The sequence below is a fragment of the Neobacillus cucumis genome, from assembly GCF_002860255.1.
Taxonomy (GTDB): Bacteria; Bacillota; Bacilli; order Bacillales; family Cytobacillaceae; genus Neobacillus; species Neobacillus cucumis_A.
Window position 1 is genome coordinate 1 of record NZ_PGVE01000099.1, and the last position, 15,332, is coordinate 15,332.

Annotated in this window: 15 protein-coding genes; 4 read left to right on the plus strand and 11 right to left on the minus strand. The window is 40.9% G+C overall.

Annotated elements, in window-relative coordinates:
* Positions 1-453: 453 nt before the first annotated feature.
* Positions 454-2,286 (minus strand): sensor domain-containing protein, encoded by a 1,833-nt coding sequence (locus CVD27_RS25590; protein WP_101651781.1) that lies wholly within the window; start codon positions 2,284-2,286, stop codon positions 454-456.
* Positions 2,287-2,443: 157 nt separating this feature from the next.
* Positions 2,444-2,893: a DinB family protein gene (locus CVD27_RS25595; protein WP_101651783.1), complete on the minus strand. Its 450-nt coding sequence runs from the start codon at positions 2,891-2,893 to the stop codon at positions 2,444-2,446.
* A 278-nt stretch (positions 2,894-3,171) separates the two neighbouring features.
* On the opposite strand from CVD27_RS25595, the gene CVD27_RS25600 reads away from it, so the two are divergent.
* Positions 3,172-3,648 carry a sigma-70 family RNA polymerase sigma factor gene (locus tag CVD27_RS25600; protein WP_101651785.1) on the plus strand — a complete coding sequence of 159 codons (477 nt, stop codon included), beginning with the start codon at positions 3,172-3,174 and terminating at the stop codon, positions 3,646-3,648.
* A gap of 67 nt (positions 3,649-3,715) precedes the next feature.
* Here the strand turns inward: CVD27_RS25600 and CVD27_RS25605 are convergent, their stop codons facing one another.
* Positions 3,716-5,362 carry a C39 family peptidase gene (locus CVD27_RS25605; RefSeq protein WP_180960453.1) on the minus strand — a complete coding sequence of 549 codons (1,647 nt, stop codon included), beginning with the start codon at positions 5,360-5,362 and terminating at the stop codon, positions 3,716-3,718.
* A gap of 261 nt (positions 5,363-5,623) precedes the next feature.
* Between CVD27_RS25605 and CVD27_RS25610 the strand changes: the two genes are divergently transcribed.
* The 3 genes from CVD27_RS25610 to CVD27_RS25620 all read left to right on the plus strand — a co-directional run bounded on the left by CVD27_RS25610 (position 5,624) and on the right by CVD27_RS25620 (position 6,555).
* A complete protein-coding gene (locus tag CVD27_RS25610; RefSeq protein WP_101651789.1) occupies positions 5,624-5,842 on the plus strand; it encodes a DUF1659 domain-containing protein in 219 nt (72 codons plus the stop codon).
* Between the two features lie 105 nt (positions 5,843-5,947).
* Positions 5,948-6,166, plus strand: coding sequence for a DUF2922 domain-containing protein (locus CVD27_RS25615; protein ID WP_101651790.1), 219 nt, complete (start codon positions 5,948-5,950; stop codon positions 6,164-6,166).
* Between the two features lie 245 nt (positions 6,167-6,411).
* Positions 6,412-6,555, plus strand: a complete 144-nt coding sequence (locus CVD27_RS25620) for a YvrJ family protein (RefSeq protein WP_101651792.1) — start codon at positions 6,412-6,414, stop codon at positions 6,553-6,555.
* 116 nt (positions 6,556-6,671) lie between these two features.
* On the opposite strand, the gene CVD27_RS25625 is transcribed toward CVD27_RS25620, so the two are convergent.
* From CVD27_RS25625 to CVD27_RS25660, 8 genes are all read right to left on the minus strand, one after another.
* Positions 6,672-7,628, minus strand: a complete 957-nt coding sequence (locus CVD27_RS25625; RefSeq protein WP_101651794.1) for a transketolase family protein — start codon at positions 7,626-7,628, stop codon at positions 6,672-6,674.
* Complete coding sequence (locus tag CVD27_RS25630) at positions 7,625-8,476, minus strand: transketolase (protein ID WP_101651796.1); 852 nt, start codon at positions 8,474-8,476, stop codon at positions 7,625-7,627. Before CVD27_RS25630 ends, CVD27_RS25625 begins: the two co-directional genes overlap by 4 nt.
* Positions 8,477-8,614: 138 nt before the next feature.
* On the minus strand, positions 8,615-9,988 hold the full coding sequence (locus CVD27_RS25635) for a PTS ascorbate transporter subunit IIC (protein ID WP_101651798.1): 1,374 nt from the start codon (positions 9,986-9,988) through the stop codon (positions 8,615-8,617).
* A gap of 46 nt (positions 9,989-10,034) precedes the next feature.
* Positions 10,035-10,316, minus strand: a complete 282-nt coding sequence (locus CVD27_RS25640; protein ID WP_101651800.1) for a PTS sugar transporter subunit IIB — start codon at positions 10,314-10,316, stop codon at positions 10,035-10,037.
* Positions 10,317-10,372: 56 nt separating this feature from the next.
* On the minus strand, positions 10,373-12,427 hold the full coding sequence (locus tag CVD27_RS25645; protein WP_101651802.1) for a BglG family transcription antiterminator: 2,055 nt from the start codon (positions 12,425-12,427) through the stop codon (positions 10,373-10,375).
* Positions 12,428-12,884: 457 nt separating this feature from the next.
* Positions 12,885-13,331, minus strand: a complete 447-nt coding sequence (locus CVD27_RS25650; protein ID WP_101651804.1) for a hypothetical protein — start codon at positions 13,329-13,331, stop codon at positions 12,885-12,887.
* A gap of 373 nt (positions 13,332-13,704) precedes the next feature.
* A complete protein-coding gene (locus tag CVD27_RS25655) occupies positions 13,705-14,337 on the minus strand; it encodes an FMN-dependent NADH-azoreductase (RefSeq protein WP_101651806.1) in 633 nt (210 codons plus the stop codon).
* 249 nt (positions 14,338-14,586) lie between these two features.
* Positions 14,587-15,012, minus strand: a complete 426-nt coding sequence (locus CVD27_RS25660) for an OsmC family protein (RefSeq protein ID WP_101651808.1) — start codon at positions 15,010-15,012, stop codon at positions 14,587-14,589.
* Between the last annotated feature and the right edge of the window lie 320 nt (positions 15,013-15,332).

Genomic DNA, 15,332 nt, shown 5'->3' on the forward strand with positions numbered 1-15,332 from the left:
GACGACCAGCTTTGCATTATTAATCCAGTTTGGGTTGTCTATCCAGCCTATTGACGACCAGCTTTGCTGTTTTAATCCAGATTGGGTCGTCTATCCAGCCTATTGACGACCAGCTTTGCTGTTTTAATCCAGTTTGAGTTGTCTATCAAGCCTATTGACAGATAGTAAAGACCTCACAAACCCTTGATAGAAAAATAAAAAACACACTTTGATTTCATATGAGAAATCCAGTGTGTTTTCTATTATGATTGATTTGTTTGCACCTCTGACGTGAACTCGTTAGCCAGCCGTAATGACTTTTTTTTATCCAATATAGGAAATAATCGCGATTCCGATTAATCGCATGGTAAACCTCTCCTTGTTTGAACATTTTCAAAGTTTAATATAGTTAAGCTTTATAGTAATCCCAGAAAAATGACATGACAAGAAGTTTTATGAAGAAAAAGGTAAATTTTAGTTAACAATATTCCATGTACGAATTTGGTTCGTTACACTCTCGACTAACTCTATGGAAATGGGCTTGCTAAAATAGTAACCTTGCATTTTATGACAGCCAATACTGCATAAGTAATGATATTGCTCAAGCTCCTCCACCCCTTCTGCGACCACATTCATGCCAAGGTTCTTCCCCATCGTCACCAATGACCGGCAGACTGATTTTTGGTTAGAGCTATGATTAAGATTTTGGATAAAGGACTTATCAATTTTGATCGTATTAAAAGGATACTGGACCAAATAACTAATCGAGGAATAGCCGATACCGAAATCATCTAAAATAATGTCGACCCCAAATTCTTGAAGCTCGCGCATTGTTTTTAGCGTTTTCTCGACGTTTGTCATGGCCGTCCGTTCTGTGATTTCTATTTTTAAAAAGATAGCTGGCAGTTTGTACTGCTTTAACGCACATTTAATTGTTTCAATAAAGTTATCTTGATGGATTTGCCGGGCTGGAACATTGATGGAAATATAAAATGGTGCTAACCCCTGATCTATCCAGCGCCGGCGCTGCCGGCAGCACGTAAATAACACCCAATTGCTCAGTTTAATAATCAGGTCAGATTCTTCGGCGATCTGGATAAATTCACACGGGGAGACATTCCCCAAAACCGGATGCCTCCAGCGGAGAAGGGCTTCTAACCCAATAACCTGTTTCATTTGTATATCAATAATTGGCTGATACACTAAATAAAGCTCATTTTTTTCAATTGCCCTGTGAAGATATTGCTCTAACAGCATCTTTCTTGACAGGCTTTTGGACATGCCGATCTGATATTGCTGAATCCCCATTTTATTCTCTTTGGCCAGATACATCGCATGATCAGCCCTCATCATGAGGACGTCCGCTTCCTGGCCATGGTCAGGAAAAATACTCGTTCCAATACTAACGCTTAGTCTATATTCATGATCCAGAAGTTTTATTGGCTCCGAAATCACCCGGCTAATTCGCATGGCCATTTGATCAATGACATGACGATCAGGCAGATCTTTTAATAAAATAACAAACTCGTCTCCGCCCTGCCGCGAGAGGAGATCATCGGAACGCAAATTTTCTTTTAACCTTTTGGCCATCGTCTGAATAAATATATCGCCCATTTTATGTCCTAATGAATCATTAATATCTTTGAACCGGTCGATATCGATAAATAAAACTCCAACAAAATAGTTCTTCCTTTTGGCTTCACCAAGAGCCCTTTGGAGCTCCTCATTAAATTTCCTTCGGTTCGGTAATCCGGTTAAAAAATCGTGAAAAGCTAAATACTTGAGCTCTTCTTCCGTTCTTTTTTGATGGTCAATATCCATTATGACTCGGTCATAACGTAAGAGAACCTGGTGTTCATCATAAATTGGGGTGATGTAATCAAAAATCCACTTATGCCCTCCAAAGGGAGTACGAATTCGATATTCGAGTTTAGCGGGTTGACCATTTTCTATGGAGTGCAGCTGGTGCAGAACCTGATCTTTATCGCTCGGGTGAAGAAGCTCCTCCCACAAGTAAGCATTGTGAATCAGCTCCTGCTGGGAATACCCTAGAATCGATTTGCAGGCAGCAGATATCTGCAGGGTTTTCATTGTTTTGACCTCAACGGACCATAAACAGATATTAATTTGATTAAAGATCTGATCCCAATGAGGGGAGAATTCGGTGTCTAGTTTTGGGGTATCATTTGATAGGGCCATGGTGCCTTCTAGGTTGAGTAGGTAAGCTGGGGATGGCGGGTTTAAGAGAGTGGAATGAAAGGAAGGTAAAGACGACTTTAAATCGGAACATTTGCCTTGATTTCTCATAGAGGGCTCCCTTCAGCAGATGGTGGAAACACACTCTTATCATAGCGAAATATCCGGATTTTTACTGTTTCAAATGTCACTTTTACTAAGTTTTTTATAAATATTCTTGGGTCTGCTAAGTCCATTCTTCCTATTGCCCGCTCTCCGTTTCCCCAGCCTAACGGACAAACATGATATAATCCAAACTAACAGGTTCATCCCCCTGTTCCCTTAGCAGCCGGTTGATCTGGCCTCGATGATACTGTCCATGAAGCGCCACATGTGTAAGAATATCCCTGATTGAATTCGAAAACTCCTTCCCAGTACTATTCTTATATACGATTACACCCTCCAAATTTGTCTCTGACAAACCCGCTAAAAGCTCGGCAAAACCCTGGTTATTTTTAGCAGCGAGAGTGGAACACCCTTCGATACTAAGTTCTGTCCAGATTGCTTGAGGATTGCTTTCTAGTCCTTTTATTCTGTTAAACCAAACCTCTTCCGCAAGTAAGGTATGGGAGAATAATAGTTTTGCCTGATTTTGCGGAGCGTCCTTCGTTTTCAGGGCGTCTAAAACTCGTTGATTCGCCCAATCCAAATGCTGGTACATCTTAACGATCGTTTTCATATCCCAATCCCTCCAAGTTTTCCCATCTGCCTCTATCTTACAATACAGCAAGATCCTGGTATATATTTCCTTAGAAAAAAATAAAATCGTATTAAATTCCACTTACTTTTCGTAAATGAGCTCCAAATGACTAATTTGCTCAATATATTAGGCCTATTGACCCATTTAGGCACTTCAAATGCGTTATTGTAAAGTTAGATGAAAATCATGTTTGCAGGTATGTTAAAGCTACCTGGGAATTTGATTGGAACGCGCGCGGGTCCTGGAAGGATCTTATTGTGGATAGCTTTGAGAAGTTAGTAGATCAGTATAAACCCATGATTCATCGAATCTTGCATTCTCTTTCTATTTATAAAAATCAGGAGGAATTCTATCAATCTGCATTAATTGGCCTTTGGGAGGCGCACAAGGGCTTTAATCCTGAAAAGGGAAGCTTCACGAATTACGCTTATAGCTATATCAAGGGAAGGTTGTTACTTGAGCTGACGAAACACAGCCGCTATGAAGCTTCGAACGTGTATCCGAAAGAGGAGTATTGGGAGACGGTGGAGGAATGCAACTCCCAAATGCCGCTGGAGGCAGAGCAGCTGCTCTCGTATTGCGTGGGATTATCTGAAAAAGAAAGAAAATGGGTAATCGCGACCTTTGTTGAGGATTTGTCTGTAAAGGAAATAGCCAAGCGTGAGAAGGTATCGGTTTCTGCTGTGAAGCAGTGGAAACAGAGTGCACTTAAGAAACTGCGTGCGGGACTTTAGTGATCGTGAAGTGCTCTTAAAACGAAAAAACAGAGGCTGATTCACAATAGAATCTGCCTCTGTTTTTTTAGTTAGAAAAAGTGACACTTCTTTCCGGCAAGGTTGTGATCCTGCCGGTTTTTCCAGTTCCCCTTATGGTAATCGTATGTTTGCCATTGCTAAATTCCGTCGTGTTAAGCATATAATGGAAACCGGAATTCCCATTAGTGACATATGGATACACCTTTTTCACATCTGGTCTGGCATCTCCGTAAACCGCCTGGCCGACGACGATTCCATCTACCAGCACCTCTACTTTCGATATGCCGTTGTCATCCAATAACCAGCCTGCGATGTTTGTACTTCCGCTGATAGTACTATATTGTTTCGGCTGATCTAGATAGCCGCTGAGATTGTTAATATAAAAAGACCTTGTCGGTAAGGTGGAAACTAAACCATTTTTTCCGGTTTCCCTAATGGTAATCGAATGAACTCCCTCTCGAAATTTGGTTGTACCAAGAACAAAGTGATAACCGGCATACGCATTATTATACGCAGGATACACCCTTTTCACATCCGGTCTTGAATCTCCATAGAAGGCCTGACCAGCCACTTTTCCGTCTAATACAACTTCAAGCTTAGACACGCCGCTTGGATCCAAATACCAACCTTTTACGGTGTATTGGCCCTTCGTTTTTTCATATGCTGCTGGAGTATCTAAAACTCCTTTAGCATTTGACACGGTGACAACCTTCCCAGGCAAGGTATTAGTCCAGCCGTTTTTACCCGTTTCCTTTACCGTAATGGTATGTTTGCCATTACTCAATTTCTTTGTGTCCAATGCATAGTGGAAACCAGCATTCCCATTGTTATAAACAGGATAGACCTTTTTTACGTCGGCTCTTGCATCTCCATAGACTGCCCGGCCAACCACTTTCCCATCTACAAGTACTTCAATCTTGGACACTCCGCTCTCGTCTACGAACCAGCCTGATAGATTGTAAGTCTCATTGATGATCGCATTTGTTCCCGGTTTATTGATGTCGCCCTTAGAAGATCCGTAGGTAATCGCCTGTCTGCCGAATTGCTCCCAGCCCCTAATGAAGGAAGCTCGGGATACTTTGCGATTTTTGATATTAGCTAGTGGATCATTGAAGTAGACGTAGTTTGCATCAAAGCCTGTTAAGAGGACACTATGCTCATGAAAGGTCATTCTTAGAGGGCCGCTTGGCGTATAGATCGTTTTCCATTGACTGCTCGGCACCGTATTGAAGGTACTAGTCGAAATAACCCAGACAGGCTTCCCTCTGCTTAACTGTTTTAAGATGTCATCAAATGATTTCCCCGTTAAGTCAATGGCATTTGTATATCTGTTTGCTAACTGATAGACGGGTCCATGGTAGACAGAATACCCGATGGAACGGCCAGTAATGTCCCCTACAAAGCCAGTATTCGGATTGCCCCAGTAGATCCTGCCTCCGGATACGCGATAAGGTGTAGGGTCTTTTTTCACTTGATTAGCCAGCGTCATTTTCGAAACATTTATTCCCTTGTATCGAAGCAGCATGGTTAAGCTCGTTACCTCACAGCCATTCTTCAATTCTGGTAATTGCGAGACAAGCGGTACGTTTAGCGGCGTCTGGGCATGCGAAACAGAAGGTAACAGAAAACTGACCGCACTGATAACCCCTAGGGTGAACGCAGACGAAATGATTCTCCTTTTGAACCGATTCAATTTGCCATCTCCTATCACTCTTTTTATCAATCAATTAATTAAACAATCACAATATTAATTTATGCTTAACTGAAAACAGAAATGGTAGATAATTATTATTTTAGCAGGGATTTAATGGAAATCCTAGATTTTTAAGTAAATAAAATCCATCTAAAGAAATGGATCATTTAGTCTGACAAACGATTAAGAAATATTTTTTATCCTCACCTGTCCTTTTTGCCTCTGAATCTATATATATAAGGCGAAAGGAGGTGATAGACAATGGCACAAGGATTACTAGTAGGAACAAAGCTTCGATTGGTGTTTGATGGAGGGATCGATAACGAAGGAAATCTTATCCTTAAATCTAGAACCTTTAGCAACGTAAAAAAGGAGGCAACAGTTGACCAGCTATTCCAGGCAGCACAAGCCATCTCTGCACTATGCAACGACTCACTAAACAGAGTAGAACGCACCGACAACTCCGAAATCATCGCATAAGGATAGGTGTCAGGCACCAATAACACTATCAATATAAGAGGATTGGTGCCTGACACCAAAAGTACTAATAGTACTATCAATATGAGGGAAAGGAGGTGAGGAAGGATGGCGAAGACGTTGGAATTGCAGTTTGGGACGGAGTTTGGTAAGACTGCCCGAATTTCGGTGGATAATCCAAAGGAGCCTGTTGATGAGGAAGTGGTCAAATTATCGATGGCCCAGATTATTGCAGCCGATATTTTCACTACTGCGAGCGGCAAGCTAGTGGCTTCAAAAGGAGCAAGAGTGGTCGATCGTAACGTGACAGATTATGAACTTGCCTAAGTTTAATAACAAGGGGCCGGATTCACTTTGAAACCGGCCCCTTCTTTCATTCTACTTCTAAACAATAGGCTGTGTTAAAGGTCAATGTTGATTGGAACGGAAGGTGCGAGACTCCTGCGGGAGTACGGGGCAGGGGAGACCCCGCAGGCGCTTTCTTCGCCGAGGAGGCTCCCCGCCACGCCCGCGGAATGCGAAGCACCTGGAGTGGAAATCAGCAGTTAAACAACAAGAAAGGAGGAACAGTAGTGGAACAAATCATTCCCCTCATTAGCGAAGTAGGTTTTCCGATTGTCGTCACCCTTTATCTCCTTTATCGGATTGAATCGAAATTAGATTTAGTGGTACAGTCCATCCAGAGTCTGCCTGATAAGATGAGGGAACGAACATAAATATATAATAAATCTAACATTAATAATATCATTTTAAAAAAAACAAGAGGCCAGTAAAAAAACTCACTGGCCTCCTGTTTTTCCTACTGCCTTCTTTATATCACTTATTGCACACACTAAATCACGCCTTTTGCAGCTTCAACAATATCCTTTGCGGTTAACTGATAAACCTCTTTCAAATAGTCTGCCTTTCCAACCTGGCCGAATTTTTCCCGAACACCAATGCGTTTTATTTTGGTTGGGCACTGTTCGCTTAATACCTCAGCAACCGCACTTCCCAAGCCGCCAATTACATTATGATTTTCTGCAGTGACGACAGCTTTGGTTTTTTTAGCATATTGAACAATCAATTCTTCATCAATCGGTTTGATGGAGAACATATCAATCACAGTTGCTTCCATTCCCTGTTCTTTAAGCAGATCAGCTGCCTTTAAGGACTCTGCCACCATAATACCACTGGCAATAATCGTTACATCACCGCCCTCACGAAGGACTTTCCCTTTCCCCGTTTCAAATGTTTCGTTTTCAGCATAGATCTTGACAGCATTTTTACGGATGGTTCGAATGTAATGGATGCCATGCTCTTTTTCAATCTTACGAAGCAGATATCCTAACATCGTCGAATCGCTTACTTCATAGACCACAGCATTCGGAATCAAACGAACAAGACCCAAGTCTTCAAAGGTCATATGGGTGCCGCCGTTATGCTCTGCGGTTACGCCTGCATCCGATCCGAGAATTTTAATATTTGTTTTGGCATAAGCCCCTGAAACAAACAATTGGTCAAACGCCCTGCGAGTCGCAAACTGGCCAAATGTATGCACAAATGGGATTATCCCCGTAAGCGATAATCCTGCTGCAACCCCCATCATATTGGCTTCCATAATCCCGCAGTTAATGAGTTGGTTAGGAAGGGACTTACTAATTTTATTGGTAGAAATGGCACTCATAAGATCCGCTTCTAAGGCAATCACATTTGGATTGTTTTGAGCTAATTCCAGAAGGGTATTGGCATACATCTGTCTCATTTCTATGTTTTCTAATTCATAGGTTTGGGACGCTGTTTGAATCATGAAGACACAACCTTTCCAAGTTTGTTCTCTAAATCCTGAATAACAGCTAAAATGGCTTCTTCATCCACTTTATTTGGACGAATGTGATGGTTATCGGCCTTTTCCTCTAAATACGGAACACCCTGAGCTTTTATCGTATCCAAAATAATTGCCACCGGCTGATCAGACTGTTCCTTCCCTCTTTGAATCGCTTCATAGATTTGTTCAAGCGAACGGCCGTCAACCTTCATCGTATAAAACCCAAACGCCTTAAATTTCTGCTCAAAATCTAACGGATCAATAATATCTTTTGTTGGACCATCTAATTGTTTTTTATTATCATCCACAAAAACAAACAGGTGGTTTAACTTGTGATGGGCGGCAAATTGGAAAGCCTCCCAGCACTCGCCTTCATTTAGTTCACCATCTCCGACAATGCAATACGTAAAATTATCTTGATTGGAGAGTTTATGAGAAAGTGCCACTCCTACAGCAGCGGATATCCCCTGCCCAAGAGAACCCGTCGTCATATCAACACCCGGTGTTAGATTACGGTCCGGATGGGATGGAAGAGTCGTTCCATTTTGATTGAGAGTATAAAGGACATCCAATGGAAAGTATCCTTTAAGTGCCAAGGTGGCATAAAGACCCGGGCCGCCATGTCCTTTGGATAAGATGAAGTAATCCCGTTCCTCCCAGTTTGGGTTATTCGGATCCACCTTCATCACATCACCATATAAAACGGCCAACGCTTCTACAATCGATAAGCTCCCCCCATAATGACCAAAACCAAGATGCTGCAGTTCCTTTAATGTCATTAAACGAATCTCATCCCGAAATCTTTCCACTTTTTGAAGATTCATGCCCATCCTAATTCCTCCTTCTTTCTTTTAAACGCAATCCCACCTTTTTTTGCAAAAAAAGAAAAGCATTGCAGAGGCGGCAGCTAGATGAATATGATGAGCTGCTGCACCCTGTAGTGCTTTTATCCATTTTTCATCTATCCATTAAGCGCCAATTTGCGTATTTTTATCCGCTTTGTCTTTTTTGATGAAATTAAAGCCTAGCGCCACTAATACCAATACAATGACGCTAATAGTTACACCTATAGAGCCAAATGAATGGGCGATATTTCCTAGAACGATGCCGGATGCCGCAAAGTCTGCGTCTGAGAACGTGGTGCTCGCAAAACCTAGATCGCCCAGTACCGGCATTAAGAAAACAGGCAGGAAGGTAATTAATAAACCATTGGCAAACGAACCAATTGTCGCCCCTCTAATACCGCCTGTGGAATTACCAAATACTCCGGCGGTTGCCCCAGTAAAGAAATGCGGTACAACACCAGGAAGGATAATAACAGCACCTGTGAAACCGAGAATCACCATTCCGACAATCCCGCCAAGGAAGCTGCAGAAGAAACCAATTAAAACAGCATTGGGTGCATATGGAAAAACAATCGGACAGTCCAGAGCTGGTTTAGAGTTTGGTACTAGCTTCGTTGAAATTCCTTTGAATGCAGGAACAATTTCAGCTAACACAAGACGAACACCGGAAAGAATTACGAAAACACCTGCTGCGAATTTGACTGCCTGAATAAGAGAGAAAACCAGATAATGAGTGCCGCCGCTAAGCTGTTTCTCCACATAAGAAGGTCCAGCAAAAAGAGCAATAATGACATAAAGAATAATCATCGTTAAGGCAATCGTAACAGAGCTATCACGCAGGAATCCTAATCCTTTAGGGAAATTAATCTTTTCAGTAGATTTAGAATTTTTCCCAACCACTTTACCAACCAAACCGGAAAGAACATATCCCAGGCTAGAGAAGTGACCAAAACCGACTTGATCATTTCCAGTAATTTTTCTCATAAAAGGCTGACAAATGGCTGGGAAAACGGCCATGATCAAACCAAGGGCCAGTGAACCGACAATAACAAGTGCCGCTCCTTTTAGACCTGAAACGGTGAAAATAACAGCAAGCATACAAGCCATATATAAGGTATGATGCCCCGTTAAAAAGATATATTTTAATCTAGTAAATCGAGCAATTAAAATATTGGCCAACATGCCAAAGAACATAATCAAGGCGGTGATGCTGCCATATTCTTTTAACGCCATTGCCACAATTGCTTCGTTATTCGGAACAACCCCTTTTACATGAAAGGCATGTTGAAACATTTTTCCAAACGGATCAAGGGAAGCAACAATCACATCTGCCCCAGCGGAAATAACGAGGAAACCTAAGAATGTTTTAATGGTTCCTTTAATCACATCACTCGTTGGCTTTTTCTGAATAAGAAGACCGATAAGTGCAATTAGTGATACCAACACCGCCGGCTGGCTGAGTATGTCCATTACTAACTTAAGAATTCTTTCGCCCATTTAACTAGCCTCCTTTTATTGACAACCAATGGATTGTTTCTATTCCTTAGAGCATCCCTTTTTGTTCAAGCACCTCCTTAAGTTTTGAACGAAGGCCATCCATGTCAATAATGCTATCAATTACAACCACTTCACCTAGGTGCCCCATACCTTCGGCAATATCTTTTGCTGCAATAAATAAATCAGCTTGATCGGGAGTAACGGAACTAAGATCTGAGTGTTCTACTTCAATCCCACTCACACCGAACTCGGATAAAATTTGCTGAACGTTCATCTCTAACATAAAACTGCTTCCTAATCCTGATCCGCAAACTGCCATAATTTTCATTGATCATTCCTCCTATTTTTTAAGTTTTATATAGCAGGAGAACCGTCCCCTTGCTTCTACGAATATTGCTTAAATAATCCAACCATCTCTTCAGTTGACTCTAACTGTTTTAAATGTTCTATATTGCTTTTATCACTAAGGAGCTTTGTTAGTTGTGATAACGCCTTAAGATGCGTGGTATTGTCGACCGCTGCAATACAAAATAGCAATCGAACAGGATACTTTTCATTGTTTAGAAAGTTCACAGGCTGATTAAGCTTCAAAAAGCTCATCCCGACCTGATTTACTCCCGTTTCAGGGCGCGCGTGCGGGATGGCCACTTCAGGACCAATCACAACATAGGGACCTAAGGTCTTGATACTTTCAATCATGGCCTCAATATAAGAGGGCTCAATCATTCCTTTCCTTAGCAGCGGGCTGGCCGCCACTTTTACAGCTTCCTCCCAATCTGAAAGCTGCTCCATCACTTGAATCGTCTCATCTTTCAATAGATCTTGTAACACTGGTTGTCTCCCCCTACTAACCTCAACTTTTTTATGAAATGTCATTTGACTTAACATCTGCCTTAAGCCCTTTTCATCAAAGATATTGGCATATTTACCGATCGCTTGAAGCAGTTCTTTTAGAGAGAGATCATGATATTGAATCCCAAACAGATACTGATACACCTCGGTAACCAAATTATTCTTCTCTATTGGTGTCATAATAGGCTTTACATAGAAACAAGGAAGAGTAGTCTCTAGCTTTACGGTTGAGAAGATTAAATCATACTGGTCGAATGAGTTCTCCTTAAATTCTTGCAGAGACACTGTTTTTTCAACCATAATCTCTGAAAATAGCGACTCAAGCTGATGCTTGACCATAAGGGATGAACTAATCCCACTTGGACAGACTACAATCGCTTGTTTCTTCTTCGGCATAACCTGCTTTGGTTTATTTAACAAAGCACCAAAATGAATGGTGATAAAACCTATTTCCTCCTCAGGAATAGTGATTCCCAAAAGCGAACCGATCGGATGAAGCATTTCTTTTACAATCGTATAAAGTTCTTTATGTTCACTCTTTATTTCATTCAATAGTGGATTATCAATAGGAATTCGGTACTTCATGCGAAAATAAGCAGGTTTTACATGCTGGTACAACGTATGAATCACTTCATCCTTTTTTTCAAAAGCAATGCAGGCCTTGGATTCAAAATCAAAGACAAGCTGCTCACATAATTTGTACAGTAAATCTGGTCCATTCTCCTGTGCAGAACTTCTTCCTAGTGACAAACCAAGTAATTGAATCGTGAGGTAGCAAACTTCAGAATCCACTTCATCAAATTGCAGCTGCCCTCTTAAATCGCTTGCCACACGCCACATGGGATCTTTTTGTAACAAGGTCATTTCATCCGAATGGAATTTGGTATACTTTCTTTCCTGCAAGCGGCAGGAATAAAAAATAAGGAAATAAGCAAATTGGTGTAACCGTTCTTCAACAAAAGGAAGATCATACTGCTTTTCCATTTGTTTAAAAACTCCATGAATTTTTTCATAATGAAGGTGTCCATTTTTCTCTGGTAAAAGGTGATTAATAAGCCTTTCAAAATAGGGCACATGGATTAACTTTGATAGCGAGTGCATCACTAGGACCCTTTTATCAAACTCTGTTCCTTTTAGATGGTAACCCTTCTGTCTTGTGTAGCTTATCTCTACCAAAAATGGATGATTTAATTCATTGGCCCGCTTCACATCGGAAATCACCGTATTCTTACTAACTTGTAATAGTTGGGTTAAATGAATAGATGATATGGCCTCCGTTCGGATAAACAGATAAAGGTAAATGACCGACAAGCGTTCCTCTTCCGTTAAAATGAGATCCCGCTCTTTCAAGTTCGTTTGCTGCTTTTGTAAAAAGTTCAGAACCAGCTCCGGTATCTCAATCGTGTGACTTCCCTTATAAGTTATTTGTGGTAAGTCCTTTTCCTTTAACCATTGATTCACTTTCTCTAAATCATAGGAGATTTGTCGTTTGGTTAGTTGTGTAGCAGCCATCATTTGATTCATCGTGGTATGCTTCACTTTTAGAAAATGATCCAACAAAAGTGCCGGCCTTTTTTCAATCATCATTGGCTTAACCTCCTGTAATCATCATATAATAAAACGCTTTCATTCTGGTGGCGTATTGGGAACAAATGATGTCCGGGTCATTTTACAAAATTGTGCTGAACCCCCTTTTGGGACAAGTCCTTGTTTCAATATAGACTATTTTTAATAGAATGACAGTTCTAAAGGGTCACAATTAAAGGAGGGCAAAGATCTATCCTAATTTCGTCGCCCTCGCAAATAAACAAAAAAGGCCGCTCCCACTTAAAAGAAAAAGTGGAGACGGTCCTAATTTTGATCCTATTATTTAATTGCAATAACACTCATTTCCCCAAATAAACCCTCTTTAATGTCTCTTCGTCCATAGGGGAAAGAATGCTTGCCGTTTGCTATTTTAGTAGTACAATAGATACATTATTCCTGATCTTAGATCATTTCGATAACTACAAATGCCTCCGAATCTCCTACAGAAATCCGGAGGTTATTCTTCATCCTCCACTTCATCCGCTTCCACATTTGCCTCCTCCGATTCCTCTTGCTCGTCCACTTCCTGCAATTTCTGAATCTCCTCGGTCAACTGTTCAAACGCATGGAGCCGAAATTTGGCACTGGCAATCAGATCATCGATGATTTGCACAAAGGTCTCATACTCGACTCGGTTCTCACTGCATTGCTTGATTAACCTTAAAAAATCATCCTCATATAAATGGTATCTTTCTTTAAACACGTCCGAATCCATCGTTAAAAAATACTCTTCATCGACGACAAATTCATTAAAAATTTTTTTAGTCAGCCGCTTCTTCGTAACCTCTATTTCACTTTGGTCTTTTTCATCTTTGTAGTGCTCAGCATCCTCATACTCCGAGCAAAGCGTGGCATAAATTTTTTCAAGCAGCTCGGTCGGTTCTAGATATTTTAATTCAGACATAAGGAAAATCCTCCGAAACTTCTTTTTTTAAAATTATTGCCAACTATCATAAAAAACCTACCTTTGGAGATAAAGGTAGGTTGAAAAGATTATTTAGATGTGATCACTGTTTCTTTTTTATAGATACGACTCTGTTAAACGATATTGTTGTTTTTTATACTCTGTTGATTGGAGCGAAAGGTGCTCGACTCCTGCGGGAGTACGGGGCAGGGGAGACCCCGCAGGCGCTAATGCGCTGAGGAGGCTCACCGGCGCGCCCGCGGAAAGCGAGCACCTGGAGCGGAAAGCAACAGCCAAATTCAACATAGCCATAAATAAAAAACACCCCTTGTTATTTAAAACAAGGAGTGTTTGGGAGTTTCATTTATATTGATTATTGAGCTTTAACAGCAGACAAACGTTTTGCAGCCTCTGCTACTTTTTCTAACCCTTCAGCAATAATCGTTTGAGCTTGATCCGGAGCCGCATTGTGGCCTTCGATAATAACTTCATCAATGATTTCCATACCGAATAAGCCGCCGGCCATAGTTTTAACATATGTAGCTGCCATTTCCATTGGAGCTGCTTCAGGTGTGGAGTAAATACCGCCGCGCGCGCTTAGGATAATCGCCTTTTTGTCAGACATCAAACCGACTACACCAGCTTCAGTGTATTTGAAAGTGAAACCTGCTCCAGCTACATAATCGAAGAAGGTATGCAATTTTGCTGGGATCGTTAAGTTCCAAAGAGGGAAAGCAAATACAACTACATCTGCTGCTGAAAGAGCATCCATTGCTTTTTGCTTGGCTGCTACAATACGTTGTTCTAGATCAGTTAATTCTTCACCAGATTGTAATTTACCGAATGCGTTGAATAAATCTTGGCCAAAGTACGGCATATCTTCTGCAAAGACATCGTAAGTGGTTACGTTAACGCCTTCTAAGTTCTCCATGAAAGTTTCATACATTTTACTTGAAACAGCTTCAGAAGCTGGACGGTTGTTTGCTTTTATAACTAATACGTTCATTTATTTAAAATCTCCTTTTGATTATTCTTGGATACGAGTATCTCGAATTAATAATATATAAAGATAAAATAAATCGCAACAAAAACGCTCAAAAGTTTTTTAAAACCCTAGTTATAAATAACTAGGAACAAAGAACTATGAATCTCTACAATTATATTAAAATAATGAATTAAGGGAATCAAGGGGACGGTTCTCATGCTTACAAGCAAAAAAAATAACTGCCTTTCCAAAAGGCAGTTACTTAAAATCCTATATAGCACGTTCCCCTTTAACCCCATTGATGGAATAGCTGACAGTTATCTCAGCATTTACGGAATGGGAAACGGAGCAATATTTGTCCTTTGACAATTGAATCGCACGAATAACTTTGTCTTCAGGTAAATCCCCGTCTAAAGCATAATGGATATTGATTGTCGTAAAACGTTTTGGATGTTCCTCCGCACGCTCGCCCTCCACATCTATCTGAAAAGAGCTGGGGTCGAGCCTCATTTTATGCAAGATCGAGATAATATCAATTCCTGTACATCCTGCTACAGCCTGAAGAAGCAGCTCAGTCGGTCTTGCTCCCGTATTTTCTCCACCGACCTCCGGTGCGGCATCCATTTTAATTTCATGGCCTGAAGGAGTTGTCCCAGCAAAAGCCATTTTCCCTTTCCAATTAATCGTAAGTTCCATCGACATTCCCCTTTCTATTTGCTTATTCTTGCCAATAGGCTCTTTACTTATTTTTATTTAATTTATATCGGTGATGAAGGATAAATTCCCTGTTTCTACACCTTTTTGTCCTTCATCAAAAAATAAAGCCCCTTCTGCATTGAACAAAAGGGACTTTCTGCCTTATAAATTTAAACCATAATTATTCTTTAGTAATAGCTGCATCTTCTGTTACAACCGCTTCAGTTTCTTCGTCATTCTCTACAGAAGTTACAGTTTGATCTTCTGCATCAACTTCGGGAGTTACCACTGCTGTATCATCTGCTTCCACTTCAGTTGCT